The sequence below is a fragment of the Catenovulum sp. 2E275 genome, assembly GCF_025515275.1.
Lineage (GTDB): Bacteria > Pseudomonadota > Gammaproteobacteria > Enterobacterales > Alteromonadaceae > Catenovulum.
This window is the reverse complement of the sequence record NZ_JAOPFU010000018.1, coordinates 20,186-43,340: the sequence shown is the minus strand read 5'-3', so window position 1 is coordinate 43,340 and position 23,155 is coordinate 20,186. Positions and strand designations below refer to the sequence as shown.

Annotated in this window: 21 protein-coding genes and 1 pseudogene; 9 read left to right on the top strand and 13 right to left on the bottom strand. The window is 39.5% G+C overall.

Features of this window, described 5'->3' with window-relative positions:
• Positions 1-18 precede the first annotated feature (18 nt).
• The 13 genes from N7931_RS10370 to xdhA form a co-directional block, all read right to left on the bottom strand.
• A complete protein-coding gene (locus tag N7931_RS10370) occupies positions 19-1,047 on the bottom strand; it encodes an MAE_28990/MAE_18760 family HEPN-like nuclease (RefSeq protein ID WP_262793878.1) in 1,029 nt (342 codons plus the stop codon).
• Positions 1,044-2,282, bottom strand: a complete 1,239-nt coding sequence (locus N7931_RS10365; protein WP_262793877.1) for a DUF262 domain-containing protein — start codon at positions 2,280-2,282, stop codon at positions 1,044-1,046. The genes N7931_RS10370 and N7931_RS10365 overlap by 4 nt, the downstream gene beginning before the upstream one ends.
• Before the next feature lie 146 nt (positions 2,283-2,428).
• Complete coding sequence (locus N7931_RS10360) at positions 2,429-2,572, bottom strand: hypothetical protein (RefSeq protein WP_262793875.1); 144 nt, start codon at positions 2,570-2,572, stop codon at positions 2,429-2,431.
• Positions 2,573-2,687: 115 nt separating this feature from the next.
• Positions 2,688-2,909, bottom strand: coding sequence for a ParD-like family protein (locus tag N7931_RS10355; RefSeq protein WP_262793873.1), 222 nt, complete (start codon positions 2,907-2,909; stop codon positions 2,688-2,690).
• A gap of 210 nt (positions 2,910-3,119) precedes the next feature.
• Positions 3,120-3,941 (bottom strand): YggN family protein, encoded by an 822-nt coding sequence (locus N7931_RS10350; protein WP_262793872.1) that lies wholly within the window; start codon positions 3,939-3,941, stop codon positions 3,120-3,122.
• A 263-nt stretch (positions 3,942-4,204) separates the two neighbouring features.
• On the bottom strand, positions 4,205-5,410 hold the full coding sequence (locus N7931_RS10345) for a urate hydroxylase PuuD (RefSeq protein ID WP_262793871.1): 1,206 nt from the start codon (positions 5,408-5,410) through the stop codon (positions 4,205-4,207).
• On the bottom strand, positions 5,410-6,777 hold the full coding sequence (guaD, locus tag N7931_RS10340; protein ID WP_262793870.1) for a guanine deaminase: 1,368 nt from the start codon (positions 6,775-6,777) through the stop codon (positions 5,410-5,412). Before guaD ends, N7931_RS10345 begins: the two co-directional genes overlap by 1 nt.
• A 2-nt stretch (positions 6,778-6,779) precedes the next feature.
• Positions 6,780-7,124 carry a hydroxyisourate hydrolase gene (gene uraH, locus N7931_RS10335; protein WP_262793868.1) on the bottom strand — a complete coding sequence of 115 codons (345 nt, stop codon included), beginning with the start codon at positions 7,122-7,124 and terminating at the stop codon, positions 6,780-6,782.
• Positions 7,121-7,633 carry a 2-oxo-4-hydroxy-4-carboxy-5-ureidoimidazoline decarboxylase gene (uraD, locus tag N7931_RS10330; protein ID WP_262793866.1) on the bottom strand — a complete coding sequence of 171 codons (513 nt, stop codon included), beginning with the start codon at positions 7,631-7,633 and terminating at the stop codon, positions 7,121-7,123. Before uraD ends, uraH begins: the two co-directional genes overlap by 4 nt.
• Positions 7,630-9,027, bottom strand: coding sequence for an allantoinase AllB (gene allB / locus N7931_RS10325; protein ID WP_262793864.1), 1,398 nt, complete (start codon positions 9,025-9,027; stop codon positions 7,630-7,632). Before allB ends, uraD begins: the two co-directional genes overlap by 4 nt.
• Positions 9,024-9,941, bottom strand: a complete 918-nt coding sequence (gene xdhC / locus N7931_RS10320) for a xanthine dehydrogenase accessory protein XdhC (RefSeq protein WP_262793862.1) — start codon at positions 9,939-9,941, stop codon at positions 9,024-9,026. The genes allB and xdhC overlap by 4 nt, the downstream gene beginning before the upstream one ends.
• Entirely contained in the window at positions 9,934-12,297 is a 2,364-nt protein-coding gene (gene xdhB, locus N7931_RS10315; RefSeq protein ID WP_262793861.1) for a xanthine dehydrogenase molybdopterin binding subunit, read from the bottom strand. The genes xdhC and xdhB overlap by 8 nt, the downstream gene beginning before the upstream one ends.
• On the bottom strand, positions 12,284-13,774 hold the full coding sequence (xdhA, locus tag N7931_RS10310; RefSeq protein WP_262793860.1) for a xanthine dehydrogenase small subunit: 1,491 nt from the start codon (positions 13,772-13,774) through the stop codon (positions 12,284-12,286). The genes xdhB and xdhA overlap by 14 nt, the downstream gene beginning before the upstream one ends.
• A gap of 169 nt (positions 13,775-13,943) precedes the next feature.
• Between xdhA and N7931_RS10305 the strand changes: the two genes are divergently transcribed.
• From N7931_RS10305 to N7931_RS10265, 9 genes and pseudogenes are all read left to right on the top strand, one after another.
• A complete protein-coding gene (locus tag N7931_RS10305) occupies positions 13,944-15,482 on the top strand; it encodes an ABC transporter ATP-binding protein (RefSeq protein WP_262793859.1) in 1,539 nt (512 codons plus the stop codon).
• Positions 15,482-16,591: an ABC transporter permease gene (locus N7931_RS10300; RefSeq protein WP_262793858.1), complete on the top strand. Its 1,110-nt coding sequence runs from the start codon at positions 15,482-15,484 to the stop codon at positions 16,589-16,591. Before N7931_RS10305 ends, N7931_RS10300 begins: the two co-directional genes overlap by 1 nt.
• A gap of 1 nt (position 16,592) precedes the next feature.
• Positions 16,593-17,519 (top strand): ABC transporter permease, encoded by a 927-nt coding sequence (locus tag N7931_RS10295; RefSeq protein ID WP_262793857.1) that lies wholly within the window; start codon positions 16,593-16,595, stop codon positions 17,517-17,519.
• 173 nt (positions 17,520-17,692) lie between these two features.
• Positions 17,693-18,760, top strand: a complete 1,068-nt coding sequence (locus tag N7931_RS10290; protein ID WP_262793856.1) for a BMP family ABC transporter substrate-binding protein — start codon at positions 17,693-17,695, stop codon at positions 18,758-18,760.
• A gap of 96 nt (positions 18,761-18,856) precedes the next feature.
• A complete protein-coding gene (locus N7931_RS10285; RefSeq protein WP_262793855.1) occupies positions 18,857-19,612 on the top strand; it encodes an outer membrane protein OmpK in 756 nt (251 codons plus the stop codon).
• Between the two features lie 273 nt (positions 19,613-19,885).
• Positions 19,886-20,125, top strand: a pseudogene (locus N7931_RS10280) (2-oxoglutarate and iron-dependent oxygenase domain-containing protein); the annotation flags it as partial.
• Positions 20,126-20,164: 39 nt separating this feature from the next.
• Positions 20,165-20,701 carry an isopenicillin N synthase family dioxygenase gene (locus N7931_RS10275; protein ID WP_262793916.1) on the top strand — a complete coding sequence of 179 codons (537 nt, stop codon included), beginning with the start codon at positions 20,165-20,167 and terminating at the stop codon, positions 20,699-20,701.
• Between the two features lie 15 nt (positions 20,702-20,716).
• Positions 20,717-21,505, top strand: a complete 789-nt coding sequence (locus N7931_RS10270) for an alpha/beta fold hydrolase (RefSeq protein WP_262793854.1) — start codon at positions 20,717-20,719, stop codon at positions 21,503-21,505.
• Between the two features lie 17 nt (positions 21,506-21,522).
• On the top strand, positions 21,523-23,154 hold the full coding sequence (locus N7931_RS10265; protein WP_262793853.1) for a methyl-accepting chemotaxis protein: 1,632 nt from the start codon (positions 21,523-21,525) through the stop codon (positions 23,152-23,154).
• Position 23,155 lies beyond the last annotated feature (1 nt).

Here is a 23,155-nt window from a genome sequence, read left to right as displayed (position 1 = left end):
AATATTTAAGTACTTGATTTACAAGATATAAATGATCGAACTTCGGTGTACATCAATATCTAATTTTAATCCTATCTTTATTTCTGTATCAGTGTCAATTTTGTGCACTGAATTATTGTTTACCTGCATATCAATTATTTTACTTGTATTGAATTCTGGTTGCGCATTTTTATTTCTTATCACTATAGTTGAATTCATATCACATTTAATATCTGAAACAGCTAAACATGCAATACGTTTGTTAAAAACATCAATTAATTTGTGTTCTTTAACACCATTTGTTTTTTGCATTAAAAAATGACTTTTTACTAGTTGGTTTAGGGATATACCAAAACAGCGAAATTTTTCTAAATACTCTAGTATTATTTGTGTTGAAAGAACTTCAATATTATCAGTTCCATGGGCCACTTCATTCCGTCTTTCAGCTATTTCGTCTATAAAAGAAAAAAGTACATTGGATTTTAGTCTATCTAAGCTTATAAATTCATCAGCTAGTATTGTATGCAGAGGCTGAATTTTCCTGATTCTTTGAAAAATGCCTGTAATTCCTGCACGCTTGAAAAACTCTTCAATAGTATTAACTCTAAAATTGAAAGTGTGTTTAGTAAAGGCTTCTATATTCAGATTTGAAATATTGTTATTTAGATTATCATTTAGCTTCTTGACGATGTTCGAAATTGACAGCGCTGAATTTTTTGGTAAATCAATATTTTTTAAAAGGTCATTGTTTAAGGATATATTATTTTTTTTTATTTCATTAGGTAGATCGTGATACTTAGGGAAAATCTCCTGAGTATTTTCTAAGTATTCTTGCAATAAGTCTTCTAGATATCGTTCTAACATTCCATATAGTGAAATTATATAACCACGATAATCAAAAGATTTTTTAGTTGCTAAATCAGTTTGGTTGAAAAGTTTTAACGGGTCAGATAAATCCCCATTTTTTAATGCTAAGTTTATATAAGTTGAACTATGTCTATGGTAGTTAATATACTTTTCTAAAGATTTTAAGCTTTCCAAAAACTGAGATAGCGATGTCTCTATCATATAAAACGTCCAAAATATTCTCTAAGGATATTTACTCTTCGAATAACGTCATTTTTATTTGTATCTCTGCCGGCAAATATTTCTAAATTATCTTGGTGCAATTTTTGGGTTCCTGCGACAATGGCATCCTTTTTCTCAATCAATTTATCACTGTGGTCCAACAGATTGGAAAGAACTTGCATTAAAGGGTCATATAAAACTTTGGTCGGCTTCTGCAACTGATACCAGTGAGAGTTTTGACCTGCAGAACCTTTCTCTGATCGCTTTCTATGCATCCAGAATGCTTTAATTCCAAATATCTCGTATGCCAGTTTAGTAGTAGACTCGAAAATTGTTTTAATATGATTTAGGGTATCAATATCAAATTTTTCATTACCGGCTTTTAAGAAGGAATCTAAGAAAATTTCCATAGTGTTGCCTTCCATTTTGTCAAGTTGTCGATATGCTACGAATCGCAGGCATAGTTCTACATCTGACATATCTTTATAATAGATGTTATTTATCACCTCTTCTCTAGGCTCCCCAGAACTTATTTCGTGAGCATCAGGTTCAGGAATTTGCCATAATTTACAAAAATATTTATCTCGCGCCATTTTAATACATAGGGAGTTGAGGTCTCCAGGATAAAGCGCATTGCGAATTTCTTGAGATTTCAGTTTTTCACCACCACTGTTAATTCTTTCGAATACAAGTTGTTTTAATCTAGCAGCCTCAACTTTATCTTTTGCGGTCTCTTGCAAGAGGATTATTGACGATATATATCTTCGGTCGATTCCTTTTCTAATTTGCTCTGGTAGTTGCTCATAAGTTAGGCCGTTTAATTCTTTCCATTCAGTCAGATTTGATAGAGCATATTCATTTTTATAGAATTGTGAGATTGCAGTTAACCGTTGCAAGCCATCCATGACTTCGTACGTGGAATATTCTATTTCGTATAAAAAAATTGGAGGGATAGGTACATTCATAATGAAAGATTCAATCAATCTTGATTTTCTCGTTACGTCCCACCTGTGGCGACGCTGAAATTCTGGATTAAGTATGTAATCTTCACTTTTGACCATTGATAAAATTGTATTTAGGGGATAACGAGCTTGCTCGGTAATAATACGGACTTCCCCTGCAATATACTTATCATTTGCCTTTTTTTTGTCGAAATCATTTAGCTTCACTTGCTGAGGCGAGTTTATTTTTAAAGATTCATTAGGATGAAGTTTAGTCTTAAATTCAGTGTTCATTGTAACTATGTCCGTAAAATTAAAGTCACTTATCATTTAGTGTTAATTTATTTAAAAGTGCCCGAAGTTTATTCCACTAGTGTGCTGTTATACGATTAATAACATCTATCTGAGTCTGCCACAAGTGCCCCTTAGAGGAAAGATTTTTATAAATCTTTAATTTCTATAGCAATTGCATTATTTACCTGCTTTACTCTTTGTTTGATTAGCCATTTAAAAGCAAATTGATTACGTAACTTCGAAAGAGCAGGGGATTTATTTTTCTTGATTAGAGTACGTTTTAACGGCATTTATTGTTTTCCCTGTAAAAAGCCTTGAGCGCGGTAATTAACTACATGCCTACGGGATTCTTTGAGTTTCTTTACTGCTTTTTTAAAGGTCGGTGTTTGTAACACTTGGGTTATTTTAGTCAAACCCGTATGCCTCTAATTTGCCAGCTTCTTTTTCAGCTTTTGCAATTAGGGCTTGTTTAACAAACTCATAAGATAAATCTGGATTGTCTTCCATTATTTCACCTATTTTAGCCCAGTGTTCAACTTGCTTTGATGTTGAACGACTTAATGTTTTAGCAATAATGCTGGCTCTTTCCACAAATTCTTTGTCTAAACGAACACTTAAAGTAGCCATAAATCACCTTTTCAAAATAGGAAATATATAAAATTGTAGCACTTTGCTTTTTTGATACAATTTGCATCAGTTTGGTTTGTTAGATGTTCAATCTAACTGATACGTGCCTTTTGGGGTAAAATTAAAGTTAACACTTTTATGCGCATAAAAGTGTGGTAAATGTACTTTTTTATGCGCATAAAAGTGTGATTTTGTATTTGCTGGTAGATGTTAAATTGAATTCTGCTTGGTTAATTTAAAAATTCGGTAATTGCGCATTTCGGGAATTTTAATGCTGAGTTTATCTTCCTGAGCTGATATTTGGCTAAATTGGTTACACAGTTGAGAAAAGTTGTGCTCTATGGTTTGAGCTTGGTTTTCTACTTTGGCTTCTATATTTTTGCCCATTGTTTCCATGCGCTGTTCAAAGGCTTGCATATTATCGTCAGAAAACATGGCTGTGCCTAAGCTGGCTAATAGTGAGCCGATTGACTCTTGTATGCTGGCTTCGATAACTTGCTCAAACTTCTCACCAAATTGTTTATCGAATTCGGCAAATGTATTTTCACCTAATACAAAAAAGCCTTGTTGATAAAACGCGTTTTGTATTTCAGTTGAAAGCCCGGACATAAGCTGTTGTAACTCTGTTAGGTTTTTTAAATTTAACGCTTGTGCAATTTCATCAATGGCTATTCCAGCTAAAGCGACCGCCTCTAAGGTAACATTGGCGACTTGAGGTAAATTAGCTCTGAGTTGTTGAGTATAAGTATTGAGGGCTATTTGCTGATTTGGCGTTAAGTTTATATTTTTCCCGTTTATTGTCAGCGAATTATCCGCGGTGATTTTTAAGGTTTGATGATCAGCATTTTTAATCTTAATTTCGCTGTCTGAAATCCAGATATCGTTTTGAATAGAGACAGAGCAATTATCCGTCGCAACATTAAATCTATTGTGGCTGTTATTTTCTTTGGAAAATAAAGTGTTGGCAAATAAAGTGTCGGCATATAAAGCACCAGATGAGACTAATAACACCATGAGCAATAATTTTTTCATACTTTAATCCTTAACCTTGTTAACTTTTTATGTTTGAGGATGAAAGCAAATCAAAATTAATGCCAAAAAATAAAGCATTTAAAAACAGTAGTTTATTAATAGTTGGATAAAATAGATGATTTTAACTTGAATGGTTAGACCAAATAATAGCGAATTTGACCAAAGTGGTTTGTCGTTTGTGCCTGACTTATTCTGATAGAAGATAAGTCAGGCACAATTTATAGAATAGATGCTGTGCATTATTCAAAGTTAACTAAAAGATTTTAATTATGCTCAACCCACAGGGCAATTAAATCTCTTTCATCGTCTGTCATTTTAGTTAAGTTTGCCAATGGCATATCTTTAGTCACCACAGCTCGGGTATTAATTAACGCAGCAAATTGTTTGGCTTGCGCCATGTTATCTAATACAAAACCGGCTGGAGGGCTTTTAAACATGGCTGATGTTGGCGTTTGGCTGTGGCATTCTGTGCAGCGGCTTTGAATTATTTGCCAGACTTGTTCATCGCTCACATGCACTTGTTCAACGGCCGCTTGGGCTAATTCGGTTTTACTTTTTATGGTGTGCCAAGGCGCGCAAGCTAGCATCACAACAAAAAATGCGACAATGCCACTAATTAATACGCTGGGTTTATAAATGCCGCGATTTTTAAGATTAAAAAAGTGGCGGATCCACATTCCAACAATAAATAAGGCAATTAAAATAAGCCAACCAAATTGATGCGCATAAGTAAACGCAAAATGGTTGCTCAGCATAATAAATAAAATAGGTAAGGTCGCGTAGTTATTGTGAATAGAAACCTGCTTGGCGATTAAACCAAATTGAGGGTCGGGCTGTTTGCCTTCGCTAATGGCTTTTACCATTTGTTTTTGGCTTGGCACTATTACATTAAACACATTACCCGCCATGCAAGTGCCAATTAATGCACCAACGTGAATATATACTGCGCGGTCTGAGAAAAAGTGGTCAATGCCCCATGTCCAAGCGGTTAAAAAACTGAGTGCAACAGCCGCAAAGGCGAGTCCGTTATTAAGCAGCGGGGTTTTACAAATTAAACGGTAAAATAAATATCCAAAACCAATACAGCCAATCGATAACGCAATTGCACTCATTTGCTCAAGCGCGGCTTTACTTGGGTCGATTAAATACACATCTGCGCCAACATAATAAAGTAAGCTAAGCAGCAGTGCGCCAGAAATCCAAGTGGAGTAAGCTTCCCATTTAAACCAATGTAAATGTGGCGGCATTTTTTCTGGACCGGCTTTGTATTTGGCAACCTCGTAAATGCCTCCGGCGTGGATCGCCCATAAATCGCCTTCAATGCCTTTGTCTTTTTTCCATTGTGGTGGCGTGGTTAAGTTATTATCTAACCAAACAAAATAAAATGAGGCACCAATCCATGCGATACCGGCAACAATATGAAAATAACGAAACAGCAGGTGGCCTACTTCAAATAAATAAGTTTCCATCAGGCAAGCTCCTCTTGAGCATTATTGGAAGAATAAAGAGTGGAAGCATAAAAAGCCGCATTTTTTGCAGGTTTTCCAAGAATATAGGTTTGTTTGATCATGCGATCATCACCCAGCATCATGCTGCAAAATAAGCGCTCGTGCAGATCTGTGCATTTAGCTAATCTAAACGCTAAAAATGGCGTTGGCGCGTTGTGAAATACCACAAAATCGGCTTCACGGCCGGGCAAAAAATTACCGATTTTAGCGGTTAAATCGAGCGCTTTTGCACCGCCTAAAGTAGCTAAGTACAAACCTTTAAAAGCCGACATTTTATAGTCTTGCAATTGCTGAACTTTGTAAGCTTCATTAAAGGTTTGCAGCATCGAAAAACTAGAGCCTCCGCCAACATCCGTGCCCAAACCAACCGTTACTTTGTGGTGTTCACATTTAGCTAAGTTAAATAACCCAGAGCCAATAAATAAATTGGAGGTTGGGCAGTGCGAAAGCGCGGCTTGTTTATTCGCCAAGCATTGATATTCGCTGTCATCTAAATAAATACCGTGAGCAAATACCGCTCGTTTTTTGACTAATCCGGCATTGTCATAAACCGATAAATAATTTTTTTCGTGCGGAAATAAATCTTTTATCCACTCGCATTCAGCTTTGTTTTCAGACAAATGTGTGTGCAAATAAACGTCTGGATATTCTGCTAATAATTGCTGGCATTTTTGCAATTGTTCAGGGCTTGAGGTAGGCGCAAACCTTGGTGTTACTGCGTAACTGAGTCGGCCTTGGTTATGCCATTTTTCAATTAATGCTTTTGATTCTGTATAGCCGGTTTCGGCGGTATCGGATAAATCATCCGGACAATTTCTGTCCATCATTACTTTTCCGGCAATCATACGTAAATTGTATTTTTGCGCTACGCTAAAAAACGCATCAACTGATTGTGGATGCACAGTACCAAACACTAATGCGGTTGTCGTACCGTTATTAATGAGCTCATTTAAAAATAACTCGGCGATTTGTTTGGCATAAGCTGGATCACTAAATTGCACTTCGGTCGGAAAAGCATATTTTTCCAGCCAGCTTAAAAGCTGTTCGCCGTAGGCGGCAATCATTTCAGTTTGCGGAAAATGAATATGAGTATCAATAAAGCCGGGGGTAATTAAATGGCCGCTGTGATCAATTACCCGACAATCTTCCAGTGCTAATTTGGGTGCATATTTTTGTTTAATTTCAGCGGCAATTCCGGCTTCTACCACAATGCCGTCTTCAATTAAAATGGCACCAGGCGAATAATACCTGTGCGCTTTATCACCGGCAATGGCTGGATCGTCTACTAAATCAAGTACATCGCCTAATACTAATAAAATTTCGGCCATTTTTAGCTTCCTCTGTAGGTTGAATAACCATAAGGCGAAAGCAACAGCGGAATATGATAATGCGCTTGTTCGCTCAGGTTAAAACAAATTTCAGCACTCGGATAAAACACGGTTTGCTGCTGTTGTTGCCAATACGCTTCGAGCTTAAAAATCAGTTTATAAGTGGCAAATTCAAGTTTAGTTTGCGGATTAAGCCAATTGGTGATTCTGCCGTCCGCGTCGGTTTCACCGCTGGCTAGCAGTTGCCAGCCAGTTTGCGTTTGCTGATATAGCTCAATATTAATACCGGCGGCTGGTTTACCTAAAGCTGTGTCTAATACATGGGTGGTTATCGGGCTTTTATTCATGCGGCTTCCTCCAATAATTTATTGAGCCTGAGCGCGGTAATTTTGGCTTGCTCCTGCGCGGCAATTTCAATTTCTATCGCTCTGTCGTGTCCCATTCTGCTTTGCAGAATCTCCAGCATTTGTGCTGCAGTTTTACCGCTGGCAAACACAATAAAGATAAAACCAAATTTAGTTAGGTAACTTTGGTTAAGCTCGGCCATGGTTTCTATAATTTGCTCATTTGCTTGCCGCATGCCGGATTGCTCATGGCCAGCAATGGCTGAGGTGTTGGCAAATTTAGCTTTTAGCGAGGCAACATTACCAATTTGTGGATGAGCCTCAAATGCAGCCAAATAATCGTCTGCTTTTAGGCTTTGCCAAATTCGGCTTGCCTGCGCCTGTAGCTCAGTTAAATTATTAAAAGGTCGAGCCGCAAGCATGGCATTAATCCAGTTTGGTGCAGCGCAGCAAGTTTCTAGCGCAGCATAAGCCTGCGCTTTAGTCAGTTGATTAAATTCGGTTAATTTCATACTGATGGTGTCCTAGTTCCAAACTGAGCTGAGTTATCTGGGGTTTTTAATAAAACTTGTCCGCTGGCTTGGCCGACAAAACTTTGGTTTTGATAAATAGGCTGGCCAGCCAGCCAAGTTGCTTCAATCACGCCCGTAACTTTATTACCAATATAAGGCGAAATTTTATGTTTATGATGAATACATTCGGCCGTAATCGTGTAGCTTTTATCTGCTGAAAAAATGCAAAAATCGGCTTGTTTGCCAACTGCAATTTCCCCTTTATGTTTTAAATTTAGCAGCTTAGCTGGTTGGGTCGACATTAAATTAGCCAATTCGGTTAAGCTAAACCCGAGTTGTTTAGCTTTGCTCCAAACTAAAGATAAACCAAACTGTAAACCCGAGATTCCGCCCCAAGCATTTTCTAAATCACCAGAATCTAAATTTTTGAGTTGAGGTGTGCATGGGCTGTGATCCGATACAATGCAATCTATTACGCCGTCTTTTAATGCTTGCCAGAGTTGTTGCTGATTTTGCTGCTCTCGAATGGGCGGGCAACATTTGTAAGTCGCCTGACCGTCTGGAATATGCTCTGCGGCTAATACTAAATAATGCGGGCAGGTTTCTACGGTTAATTTTAAGCCTTGTTCGCGCGCAGCTTTAATCATAGGCAGGGCAGAGGCCGAGCTTAAATGCACTATATGTGCATGCGGTTTTAGCCCGTTGGCTTCGAGTTTTTGCATAACTCTAATCACCATGGCAATCGCATTATTCTCCCACGATTCTGGACGAGTTTTTAAAAAGCTCTGATAGCTTGCGCCAATGCTTGCCGGTAAGGTATTTTCCGGTTCGAGTTCGGCATGAATTAAATGCGGCAAACCTTTTTCTGCCAGTTTTTGCATTGCTGCGAATAACTGGTCTTCGTTTACGGCTTTAAATTCATCTATGCCAGAATGAATCGTAAATGATTTAACCCCAAATACACCGGCATCTAACAGCGCGGGTAAATCGGCTAAGTTGTCGGCTGTTGCGCCGCCCCAAAAACCAGTATCTATCCAGAGTTTGTTATCTAACACGGCAAGTTTATCGGCCAGAGCTTGAGCGGTAATGGTGACCGGAATACAATTAAGTGGCATATCGATAACAGTTGTAATTCCGCCTGCCGCAGCCGCGTGAGTAGCGGTGTCAAACCCTTCCCAGTCGGTGCGGCCCGGTTCGTTTACATGCACATGGCTATCAACCAAACCAGGTAAAATTGCTGAATCAGAATAATCAAAAACTTGGCTAATTGAGTCACTAATATAATCATAAGGTTTAAGTGCGATAATGGTTTTATTCTGCACTAAAATACTGGCAGAAATTGCGCCGTTTGCAGTAATCACCTGATGGCTTTTTAATTGGGTAATTTGGCTCATAAATTGACCTCGTTATTGGTGTTTTTTTGCGCATTTGGCTTGTTGGCAATTGCATTAAGGTTTAATAAATCCTGCCACTGAATACCGGATTGTTTGCGTTGAGTAGTTAAAGCCTGAGTTTGATTTTGATAAAGCTCAATCAGTTGTCCGGCAATTGAAACCGCCACTTCCATGGGGTGTTTGCCGGTAACTTGAGTTAGCCCGACCGGACACGTCATTTGGCTAATTTGTTGCTCGCTGAAACCACGGTGGCTTAATCTGTGGCAAAAACGTTTTGCTTTGGTGATTGAGCCAATCACACCGAGCCAAAGCGAATCGCCACGTTTTAAAATCGCCTGAGTTAACTCAAAATCGAGCTGGTGATTATGGGTTAAAATTAAATAAGCCTGATTACTTTTTGCTGGTTTAACTTGTGCAACCGGATCTTCATCCACCACAATTTGCACATTATTTGCCACGGTTTCAGGGAACAATTCTGCTCGGCTGTCAATCCAGCGAATGTGCACAGGTAATTGTGCCAAAATTTGAATTAATGCGTGCGCGACATGGCCTGCACCATAAATATCCAGCGCCAATTTGTTGTGAATAAAACATTCAAATAAAATGACCGCGCTGCCACCACAGCATTGCCCTAAAGTTGCGCCTAGCGGGAAATGTTCTATCTGGTTTGTGGTTTGTTCGTTGGCCAGCAGGCTGCGCGCTTTTTCTATCGCTTTATATTCAAGATGGCCGCCGCCTATGGTGTCAAAAATATCAGTTTTGCTGACCAGCATTTTAGTGCCGCAGGCGCGTGGGGTTGAGCCGTCTGTACCTAACACTGTGACTAATACCGCAGGCTGACCTTGTTGCTGATATTTGGCTAACGCTTCAACCCAGGTTTGTGAATTAAATCCTTGTTTGTTTTGATTAAGCATTTTGCAACTCCTGCGCGGTATTTTGGCTGTGTTGCGCCTGCCAGTTTTGAGCTTTTTCGACTGCCGCTAAAATCACCTCTGGTGTGGCCGGTGTGTCTAAATCGGGGGCATATTGGTAATCGGTAATGCTGGCAATGGCGTTGCGCAGTGCGCTCCAAACACTAATGCCTAACATAAATGGCGGTTCACCAACGGCTTTTGAACGAAAGACACTGGTTTGCGGATTTGCTGAATCATACAGTTCGACATTAAATTCCGCTGGGGTATCGCCTATGGCCGGTATTTTGTAAGTGGCCGGCCCAAAACTGGCGAGTGAACCATCCTGATTCCAGCGTAAATCTTCGGTGGTTAACCAGCCCATGCCTTGAATAAACGCGCCTTCAATTTGGCCAATATCAATTGCAGGGTTAATTGAGTTGCCTACGTCATGCAAAATATCGACTCTGGTTGTGGTGTTTTCGCCAGTTAAGGTATCAATTTGCACTTCGGCTAAGGCAACCCCATGAGCGTAATAAAAAAATGGGTGGCCGGTGCCTTTTTCTTTATCAAAATGAATTTTAGGGGTTGAATAAAACCCTGTCGATGAAAGCGAAATTCGGTTGATATAAGCCAGATTAATTAACTCGGCAAAACTCATGCGGTTATTGCCATAATGCAGTTGGTTGTTACTAAAATGAATTTGTTCAAGCTCAAGATTAAAGTGGCGAGCGACAAATTCAACTAACCTTTGTTTTATGGTATTGGCTGCGTTGAGCGCCGCCATTCCGTTTAAATCTGTGCCGCTGGATGCAGCCGTAGGAGATGTATTTGGCACTTTGTCGGTGCGGGTTGCATTAACTAAAATATGCTCGCTGTTGACAGAAAACGCCTCAGCCACAATTTGGGCTATTTTGGTATTTAACCCTTGTCCCATTTCTGTACCGCCGTGATTTACATGAATTGAACCATCGGTATAAATTAAGACCAGCGCACCGGCCTGATTTAAATGTTGTACCGTAAATGAAATACCAAATTTAACCGGTGTGAGAGCTAATCCTTTTTTGATAAATGCCGAGTTTTGATTAAACGATTTAATCTCAGTCTTACGTTGCCAGTAGTTAGCTGATTGCTCAACCTGAGCTATCATATCTTGCAAAATAAATTGCTCAACCTGCTGGTGGTATGGGGTAATATCGCGCCCCGGCCGGTATAAATTAAGCTTGCGGATTTCAAGTGGATCTTTACCGAGATAATAAGCAATATCATCTACAATTTGCTCGGCCGCCATCATGCCTTGCGGGCCACCAAAACCACGATAAGCAGTATGGCTGACCGTGTTGACATAACAGCGATTACCGCGAATTTTATTATGCGGATAAAAATAAGCATTATCAGCATGAAACTGCGCGCGCTCAACAATGGCGTCAGATAAATCTGGTGAATATCCGCAGTAGCCACTTAATTCAATATTAGCCGCTTCAATTAACCCGTTATCGTCAAACCCAACTTCGTAAGTATTAAAAAACGGGTGGCGTTTGCCGGTAATTTTAAAATCATCGGCGCGTGCTAAACGCAGTTTAACGCTTTTGCCGGTATGCAGTGCGGCTAGTGCTGCAAGGCAAGCCCAAGGTGCGGCCTGCGTTTCTTTACCGCCAAATCCGCCGCCCATTCGGCGCATTTCAACGGTAATAAAATTAAAAGGACGGTTGATTACTTTAGCAACTAAGTGCTGAATTTCAGACGGGTTTTGGGTTGAGCATTGAACAAACATACCGCCATCTTCGGTTGGAGTTGCAACACTGACTTGCCCTTCCAGATAAAAATGCTCCTGACCGCCAATGTGCATTTGGCCGCTTATTTGATGTTTTGATTTTGGTAATTCAGTTTCCACTGAACCCAGTTTCATTTCATGGGGCGGTCTAACCCATTGCTCATTTTTAATCGCAACTTGTATATCTAATTGTGGGGTTTCATTTTTATATTCAATTTTAACCAAACGAGCAGCTTGGCGAGCAATTTCATACGTTTGTGCAACAACTAATAAAACCGGCTGGCTGTGATATTCAATTTTATCGTCGGTTAATAAAATATCGCCTTTAAATACAGGGCCAACATCATTAGAGCCGGGAATATCTGCCGCGGATAATATGGTGACAACACCATTTACCGCCTGAGCTTGGCTGCTGTCGATAGACAAAATATGGCCGCAGCTAATGGTTGCCAGCACAGGGTAGGCATGTAAACCACCATTTGGGTGTGGTTTATCATCAATATAATGGGCCGTACCAGAAACTTGTTTTACTGCGCTTTCATGTTTTTTCGATTGTCCGACCTGACTGGTTTTAAGTTCGGATTGATTGATCTCAAAGTGCCGCATGTTGAACCCTCGTCGCTGGTAACTGGATATTGTCTGAATGATTTTTTTGTATTTCGATTTGCCCAAAAGTTTGATGCCAACTTCTGATTAACAGGTTTTCACTGACTTTTACCCGATACTCGGCAGATGCCCTGACATCGGATAGCGGTGAAAAATCCTGGCTAATTTGCTTAGCGGCAGCTTTAAAAGTTGCAAGCTCTGTGGGTTGCTTGATTAAAGCTGCTTCGGTTTGTTTAGCTCTTGCCGGAATCGCCGTCATGCCGCCAAATGCAATATTAGCTGTGATTATGTGTTGATTGTCTGTGGTGAGCGCCATCACCAAACAAACGGTTGAAATATCGTCTTCTATACGTTTAGATATTTTGTGGCAGGCAAGGGTTAAATTAAGTGGACGCGGCGGTAAATAAAAACCGCTGATCACTTCATCTGGTTTTAATTGAGTGGTTTTGTAAGCAATAAAATAATCTTCTAACGCTATAACTCGCTTGCCACGTTCGCTGGCTAATTCAATTTTTGCATTTAAGGCAATTAATAAAGGGGCTGGATCACCAATTGGAGAAGCATTACCAATACTGCCGCCTAATGTGCCTGAGTTACGAATTTGAGTTGAACCTAAGCGGTTAAATAGCTCGGTGCTTTCAGGATAGATTTGGCAAAACTGTTTAATAAATTCAGCATAAGGCGTTGCCGCACCAATAAACATACCGTCTTGGTTTTGTTGATAGCCAATTAACGGCTGGCATTGGCTCACCGAAATTAACTGCTGTGGTGTTTTTAGCTGCTGGGTAAACGCTAATGATAAATCGGTTGCGCCAGCCACTAATTGTGCAGTTGGCATTTGAGCTTTTAATTTGACTAAATCCGCTAAATTTTGTGGCAGATAAAAGTGACAATTTTGATTAGTTAAGTTTGGTATCGCATTTTCAGCTAGTTTAGTTGTTAACAGTGTTAGTTCTGCCTGCCAATTAAAGTTAGCTCTTGGGTAATCGAAACATTTTTCAACAGCTTTTAATATTGGGTTATACCCTGTGCAGCGGCATAAGTTTCCGCCTAGTGCATGAATTGCGGTTGATTTTCCAGGGTAGCTGGTATGGTTTAAATAAAGTGCCAGCATGCTCATAATGATACCGGGTGTACAAAAACCACATTGCGAGCCGTGGCATTCAACCATAGCTTTTTGCACAGGGTGCAAATCGTCAAACTCTGGAAATGCGTTTTGGCTAACAGCTTCAATGGTTACTAAATGTTTGCCATGTAAATTGCCAACTAACATTAAACAGGCATTAATGCTTTTATATTGCCAGTTGCCTTGTTTATTTTCGCCAATCAAAACAGTACAAGCACCGCAGTCACCAGAGGCACAACCTTCTTTTGTTCCGGTTTTCCCTTTGTTGGTGCGCAACCAGTCCAAAATGCTAAGGCTTGGTGCGACCGCTTCCAGCTCTATCAAGTCTTGGTTTAAAAGAAACTGAATCACATTAACCTCTCTTTTTTATTTAAAGCCTTTAAAAATAAGCAGTTAGATGCTGAATTTGATTGGCTTTTAAAAATATTTGAAAAAAATCTTAATCACTTGGTCAACTTCTTGCATTGATTATGCCATGACTGACCGATTGGTCAATTTAATGGTTTTAAGAGAAAAGATAATGAATAATGTAAAGCGTCTACAAATGCAGGGAATTTCAAAGTCTTATCCGGGTTGTAAAGCAAATGATAATATTTCGCTTGAGATAGGGCATGGCGAAATTCATGCTTTATTAGGTGAAAATGGGGCAGGTAAAAGCACATTAATGAAAGTTTTGTATGGTGTGGTTAAACCTGACCAAGGGGTTATCTTGTTTAATGGTGAAGCCGTTGAAATTAATCAACCCGCAGATGCCAGAGCATTAGGCATTGGCATGGTATTTCAGCATTTTTCCTTATTTGAAACTTTAACCGTTAAAGAAAATATAGAGCTTGCGCTGGGTAAACAAGCTGGAAATAGCAGCACTTTAGCTCAGCGGATTAGAGATATTTCGCATAAATACCAAATGCCGTTAGATCCGAATCGCAGAGTGGCTACTTTATCGACTGGTGAGCGCCAAAGAGTGGAGATTGTGCGTTGTTTATTATTGGATATTCAATTACTAATTTTGGATGAACCGACCTCGGTATTAACGCCACAAGAGGTAGATGCTTTATTTATTACGCTGAAAAAATTAAGTGACGAAGGCTGCTCGATTTTATTTATTAGCCATAAATTACATGAAGTTGCAGAGATTTGTAGCGCTGCAACTATTTTACGCGGCGGTAAAGTGAGTGGACATTGTAATCCTAAACAGCAAACACCGGATGCGATGGCTCGAATGATGGTGGGCGATGGTGTTGAAATAAATCACCAAACTCGCCGAACCTATACCCATTCGGCTTATTTAAAGGTGACTAATTTATCAAAAGCTGCATCAAGTTCATTTGATATTGCACTTAACAATATTTCGTTAACGGTTAATAAAGGTGAAATTTTAGGGATCGCCGGGGTTGCCGGTAACGGACAAGAGGCATTATTAAAAGCTTTGTCTGGTGAAACTACTGATAAAACCGCACAGAGTATTTTTATTGAACAAACTTGTATTAATGCTTTATCGCCAATGCAAAGACGAAGAATGGGTGTTGCATTTGTGCCAGAAGAAAGACTTGGCCGCGGCGCTGTACCGGAAATGGATTTAGCAGAAAATGCTTTATTAACCAGTTTTGATTTTGGCTTGGTCAATAAAGGGTTTTTGCAGTGGCGTAAAGTGGTGGCGTTAACTCAAAACATAATTCAAAAATATAAAGTTAAAACCCCGAATACGCATACTCATGCTGCCAGTTTATCCGGCGGTAATTTGCAAAAATTTATTATTGGCCGCGAAGTTGAGCAACAACCTAAATTGTTATTAATGTCGCATCCAACATGGGGGGTTGATATTGGCGCTCAGGTTGCGATTCATCAAGCTATTTTGGATTTGCGTGATAAAGGCTGTGCCGTGTTAGTGATTTCTGAAGATTTAGATGAGCTTTATAAAATTAGTGACAGGTTATGTGCGATATGTGACGGCCAGCTTTCGCCGATTTTACCAACTGACGACTTAGCTTTGCCCCAATTAGGACGTTGGATGGCTGGAGACTTTATGACTGAGCAACAAAACCGGGAGGAAGCGGCTTAATGTTAAAAATAGAAGCAAGAGCGCAGCCATCAAAACACTGGGCTTATTTTTCACCGATATTAGCTGTGGTATTAACTTTAATTACTGGTGCAATTTTATTTAGTAGCTTAGGACAAAATCCGGTTGAAGCACTTTATATCTTTTTTATTAGCCCGATTGAAGACTGGTACGGAATCAGTGAGCTGTTAGTTAAATGTATTCCCATTTTATTGTGCGCTTATGGTTTGTCATTGTGTTATCGAGCGTCAGTTTGGAATATAGGCGCTGAAGGTCAACTATTAATGGGTGGTTTGATTGGCTCAGCCATGGCGCTTCAATTTGTTCATTCAGATTCAATTTGGGCTATGCCGTTAACTTTGTTGGCCGGTATTTTGGGTGGTGCAGCTTGGGCTGGGATTGCCGCGTTTTTAAAATTAAAAATGAACAGTAATGAAATACTGGTCACCATAATGCTGAATTATATTGCACTTAACTTATTGGTTTGGGCTGTGCATGGGCCGTTAAAAGATCCACAAGGGTTTAATTTTCCGGAAAGCGCGTTATTTGCTCAAAGCACGATTTTACCTGTGTTATTTGAAGGCACTCGCTTGCATTTAGGGTTGGTGTTTGTTCTGCTGGCGCTGGCTATTATTTGGGTGTTTGTTAGTAAAACCTTTATCGGTTTTCAAATTAGAGTATTAGGGATGGATAAAGCCGCTGCCAAAATGGCTGGGTTTAGCCAGAATAAATTATCCGCATTGGTTTTATTGGTGTGTGGTGGGTTAGCTGGATTAGCTGGTGCGAGTGAAGTCAGTGGTCCGATTGGTCAGCTCGTTCCGAGCATTTCTCCCGGTTATGGTTATGCAGCGATTATAGTGGCGTTTTTAGGTCGCCTTCACCCTTTAGGAATTACGTTAGCAGGTTTATTGATGGCGCTCATTTTTATGGGTGGTGAAATGGCGCAAATCTCTTTGGCTTTACCCAGCGCCATTACCGGTATTTTTCAGGGATTAATTTTATTTTATTTACTCTCATCTGATGTGTTAATTCGTTACCGGATCAAAATAAAGTTACCTCCCATTAACTCAGTTAAAAAACGTGTTTACCCAACTCAAACAGAGGCTCAATAAAATGGATATAGACTTAATTACCAATATTTTATATGCCGCGATTAGAACCGGAACACCATTATTATTAGTTGCTTTGGGTGAAATGATTTGTGAAAAAAGTGGGGTATTAAATTTAGGCCAAGAAGGCATGATGCTGTTAGGTGCCGTCGCTGGATTTATTGCGGTTTACCATACAGACAGCTTTATGCTGGGGTTTGTGATTGCGGCATTAAGTGGCGTATTGGCCTCGTTAATCTTTGCTTTTGTGGCGCTTAATTTAAATGCAACTCAAGTTGCAACTGGGTTGGCGCTGACCATTTTTGGTACGGGTTTATCTGCTTTTATTGGCTCGGATTACGAAGGAAAAACCATTGAAGCTTTACCAACGATTGGGTTTGAAATTTTGCAAAATATTCCATTAATTGGCAAAGCCTTATTTGCTCAGGATGCAATGGTTTATTTTAGCTGGTTTATGGTGATTGGCTGTTACATTTTTTTCCGTGCTCACCGAGCCGGGCTGGCGGTTAGAGCCGCCGGTGAAAACCCAGATGTTGGTAGTAATTTAGGTTTACCTGTGATGAAAATTCGCTATTTAGCTGTGATGTTTGGCGGCGCTATGGCTGGGCTTGCTGGTGGCTATTTATCAATTGCTTATACGCCGCTTTGGACTGAAAACATGACCGCTGGTAAAGGCTGGATTGCACTGGCTTTAGTGGTGTTTGCAAGCTGGCGGATAGAGCGGGTGATGTTAGGCGCTTATTTATTTGGTTTTGCCAGCATTATGCATTTATTTGCACAGGGTTTAGGGATTTCAATTTCATCTAACCTATTAGCGATTTTACCTTATGCTGCCACGTTAATTGTTTTGGTGGTACTAAGCCGTAACAGCGAAAAACTTAAATTATTTGAACCTGTTGCACTTGGTAAACCTTGGCATAAAACTCGATAGCCCTTTTTACAATACAAATTTTACATTCGTTTTAAACGCACAAAATTAATCAGGAGGCAGAACTAATCTAAAAATAAAAGTGTGTACTTACTTATCTTTAAATTTCCTTTATGCAACGGCGTATAAAGCTAGCAAACTTTAAATCCACAATTAATGTTATTGGAGATTCAATTATGAAAAAAGCATTAAAAGTAGTTGGCTTAGCGCTTGGTTTAGTAGCGAGTGCTTCAAGCTTTGCGCAAGAAAAACTAAAAGTCGGTTTTGTTTATGTTAGCCCAACGGGTGAGGCCGGATGGACATATAACCATGATCAGGCAAGGCTAAGTTTAGAAGAGGCTTTTCCGGGCGTAGTTAAAACTACCTTTGTTGAAAATGTGGCCGAAGGGGCGGATGCTGAGCGGGTCATTACTCAGTTGGCAAAAAGCGGGCACGAACTGATTTTTACAACCTCGTTCGGTTATATGAACCCGACAATTAAAGTCGCTAAACGTTTTCCGAATGTGAAGTTTGAACATGCTACCGGATATAAACGAGCAGATAATGTTGGTACTTATTTTGACCGAATTTATGAAGCGCGTTATTTGACCGGTGTGGTTGCAGGTTACATGAGCAAAACTGATGTAGTGGGTTATATTGGTGCGTTTCCGATTCCTGAGGTGGTACGCGGGATTAATGCATTTGCTTTGGGTGTACGCTCGGTAAAACCTAATGCCAAAGTTAAAGTGGTTTGGGTGAATACTTGGTTTGATCCTGCTAAAGAACGCGAAGCAGCAAATAGCTTAATTGACCAAAAAGCAGATGTAATTACCTTTCATACCGATTCACCAGCGCCAGTACAAGCAGCTCAAGAAGCTGGCATTTATGCAATTGGTTATCACTCTGACATGAGCGAATACGGTGAAAAAGCACACTTAACTGCAGCTGTACATAACTGGAAAGGGTTTTATAAAAAACGGGTTGAGCAAGTATTGGCTGGCACTTGGAAATCGGAAGATGTATGGCAAGGCTTTGCTGGTGGCATGACAGAACTCGCACCATTTAGCCCAGCAGTACCGGCTGAGGTAGTTAGTAAAGTTGAAGCGTTAAAAACAAAAATTATTGCAGGAGAATTCCACCCGTTTAGTGGGCCGCTGAAAAATCAGGCTGGCGAGTTAATTTTAAAATCAGGTGAAGTTATGTCTGATGAAGCTTTGTTAGGCATGAATTATTACGTGGAGGGTGTCGACGGCAAATTAAAATAACTTAAAGCCCCTTATTTATTTGGTTTATAAAACCAATAAGAATTAATTAAAAAAATTTAAAAATTGATTAGCGCATTTATAAAAGGCAGAAAAATTATGAAAACATTACCTAAATTAGTTTTATCAAGTGTTTTGGCTACTAGCGTTTTACCAGCAGCACAGGCAGAGGTTTTTTGGAGTGACAATAGCTTTTCTTGGCTACATGGTGAAAATCATTCAGATTTTTATAGTGATAGCGCCGAAAATACTGTGATTACTTTAGAGCATGCTTCGGGTCATAACTGGGGTGGTTTATTTATGTTTATGGATCGCACCGAAAAAAATGATACCGCAGATAATACCAATACCATTTATGGTGAAATTTCGCCGGATGTAAGTTTAAGTTATTTAACTGGTAGTGAATTAAAGTTTGGCCCTATTAACGATGTGTATTTATCTGGTACTTATGAATATGGTGGTGGCGCAACCGGACAAGATGATAACTATCAGTATGGATTTGGTTTAGGCTGGAGTGTACCGGGCTTTAAATATGTAAAAACACGGTTTTTATATTCGGCTAATGAATCAACCGAAAATGATTTAATGTTAAGTGTTGTTTGGGGAAGTGTTTTACCAATTGATGCCGTTGAAATTAGTTTTGCTGGTTATATTGATTGGTCTACAGCTGAATCGGATCACGAATCGGATTTCCATTTTAATCCTCAATTGTTACTGAATGTGAGCCCTTATTTAGGGATGACGAAATCTAAACTAGAAGTCGGTTTTGAGTATTCATACTGGAATAACAAGTATGGCAGCGCATTTTTAGCCGATGAAAGTGTATGGAGCATTATGGCTAAATACCATTTATAAAAAACATCACTTATAAAAAATAGCGGCGGTTATATACCCGCGCCACCTCAAGATGCTTGATTTCAGCCGGAGAAAAAATGCGTGAGGCAAGACAAATTGTTGTAGGTATATTAATCCGCCGCACTAGTTAAATTCATGATAGAGAAAAATATGATGTCGACACAAAGTTTACCTGTGATTGATTTTGCACCGTTTTTAACGGGTGATAAACAGGCAATGCAGCAAGTTGCCGCACAAATTTTAGCGGCTTCAAAAGAATAGGGATTCTTTTATTTATCTGGTTTTGGTTTAACCAATGAAGAGGTTAATAAAGCATTTTCATTATCCGCTCGTTTTTTTGCCCTACCGGAAGATGAAAAACTTAAATTGGCTTGGCAAAATGCACAAAGCAACCAAGGTTATATTGCGGTAAAACGCGAAAGTCTTGATCCATCTACCGCGCCTGATTTAAAAGAGGCCTACAATATTGCCTCAATGTATTTAGAGACAGATGAAGATAGAGATTATTTTCCAACAGTTTATCCTGAATTTAAAACAGAAATTAAAGACTTTGTGCAAAAGTGTACTCAGGTTGCAGACTCTGTTTTACAAGCATTTGCACTGGCTTTAAACGAGCCGATTAACTTTTTTGTTGATGCGCATAATAAACATCAGCATACGTTTAGGTTATTGCGTTATCCGGCATTGCCTGAAGGTTATGAACTGGAAGCTTCGCAAAATCGCGCGGGAGCCCATACAGATTATGGCGGTATTACTTTATTGTTTCAGGATGCTGTTGGCGGTTTAGAAGTGAAATCCCGCAATGGTGGTTGGGTTCAGGCAACACCTATTCCCGGCACTATAGTGATTAATACCGGAGATTTAATGCAGCGTTGGACCAACGATGTTTTATTGTCTAATCCGCATAGGGTTAAACAGCCAGAACAAAGTATTCGCCAAGATAGGTATTCAATCGCTTATTTTTGCAGTCCAAATAAAGATAAAGTGATCTCTTGTATTGAATCTTGCCAGAGTGCAGATAATCCGGCGAAATATCCACCGGTAACGACCAGTGAATATATGATTTCTCGTTTAAACCGGACTTACTAGTCCGATAAATAACTTATGAAAATACATTTAATTTTAATTCATGGCGCATGGCAGGGAAGCTGGGTGTGGCAAGCATTATTACCTTATTTAACACAAGCTCAGATTAATACTTATCCTTTGGATTTACCGGGCAATGGCTCGGTTGGCAATACGATAGAGGATGTCGGCGCGGATAATATTAATATGCAAAGTTATGTGATGGCCGCTGCTAAGCAAGTGCTGAAAATAGAGCAAGCTGAAGCATTTAATCCAGCAGAGGACAAAATAGTTGTGCTAGCTCATTCTGGCGGTGGCGTGGTTGCAACTCAATTGGCAGAGCTCTGTTTTGACAAAATCTCTGCGGTTATTTATTTAGCCGGCATGATGTTACCCAGCGGACTCTCTTTTAAAGCTTTATTGGAAGAACTCAAAGACCAAGGTCAGGATTATGCTGGTATCGAAAAGCATTTGGTTTGGGATCAGGACTATGTGGTTAGTCAGGTTCCACCACAAGCTGGCGCCAACGTTTTTTTAAATGATATGCCGTTTGAGCAAGCTTTAAATGCAGCAGAACAGTTAACGCCTCAGGTCATTAGCGGTTTAGCGATTGAAGCTAACTGGAGTCGGAATAAATTTGGTCAAATTCCGCGTTTATATATTGAATGTAGCCAAGATTTATCGGTTAAATTACCGGTACAAAAAATGATGCAACAGTTAGTACCTGGCGCTGAATGCGTTAATTTAGATACCGGTCATGCCCCGCATGTCAGCCAACCAGAGTTAACGGCACAAGTTATTGTTAATTATTTAAGCCGGTTTAAGTAGACCGCTGTGGATGTATCATGCAAATGAATCAAGTTAATATAAAAACCAAAATTTTAATTTTAGTTAGTATCATCTCTGTTATTTTTATTATCTCACTTGCTTTTATCAAGCTGGCAAATGACAAGATAGCGGGCAATTTTAATCAGTTTTATCAGCAAAATTTTTTAGTATCGAATTTGTTTGATGAAATTAAAGCTAAGCAATCTGATCTCATGGTGAATATTCGCGGATTGCAAATCGTTTATTTGTTGGATATTAAGGAGCAGGTAGCGGATTTAGAACTTAAGATCGCACAAGATATTGAAACGACTCCCAAATTACTAGATAGATTTACTACTGAGTTTTCAGGGGATGCGAGTAAATTGCACCAACTCAAATATTACATCAGCAATTTTCAGGGCAATGCTCAAATTTTTTTAGATGCGGTTAAATATATGCCTGATCATAAAGCAGACGATTTAACTTTTATTGATTTTATCAATGCTTATAGTGAACTTAATGCATTTTTAGCAGATTTTAGCCATGATAATCAGGTTTTAGCAGAACAGCAAAACCAGTTAGCAAATCAAGCCATTGAGCAAGCTAATTATGTGTTTTACATTTCTATTGTTATTGCGTTAATTGCTGCTTGGCTATTAAGTGCTTTTATTGCTAATGGCTTAAAATCGGGCATAGAAAAAGTAAAAAATGTGGCACAAGCCATGGCTAAAGGTGAGTTGAATAATCGATGTTTATTGCAAGGAAGTGATGAAGTTGCAGAACTTGGCCGTGCGCTTGATTCGAGTTTAACTCATTTGAGCCAAACTCTATCAGCGATAAATGAATCATCCCATATTGTAAACGGTAATAGCCAAACTTTATTAAATTATAATCAGGATATTACCCAAGCAGCGGTTGATGTTTCTGGGCATACTATTCAGGTGGTTACTGCAATAGAGGAGTTTTCTGCCACCAGTAAAAATATTGCTGATAATACCGCACAGGCTGCGCTGACTTCTGATGAAATGACACAAGTGGCTAATCAGGGAATAGAATCAGCTAATCTAACCAAAGCAGCGGTTGTTCATTTAGTTGAGAATCTAATTAAAACATCTGAGGTTGTTAATTTATTAAGGGATGAATCTACTAAAATCGAAAGTATTTTAGATGTGATCAGAAATATTGCCGAACAAACTAACTTATTAGCATTAAATGCGGCTATTGAAGCTGCTCGTGCTGGGGAAATGGGTCGCGGATTTGCAGTCGTTGCAGACGAAGTTAGGAATTTAGCGCAGCGTTCCCAATCTTCAGTGCGTGAAATTGAAGCTATGCTGGCTCAATTAAGTTTAGCGTGTGATAACGCAGTTAATATGATGAATGACAGCAGTGAAATCGCTTCAAAAACTCAAGTGAGTGTAGTTGAAAGTAATCAGCTTTTGTCTGATATTTTAACTATGATTAATGAATTAAATAGCCAGACTCAACAAATTGCCACAGCCGCCGAGCAACAAAGTGCGGTGGCGGCTGATATTAGCCAAAATATGCATACAGTAAAAACATTGACAGATAAAACAGCAACCATTGCATCACAAACCAAACAATACAGTGATGAGATGAATTTAGTGAGTCACAAAACTAAAGAGCAAGTCGCTTTTTTTCAGATTGCTTGAG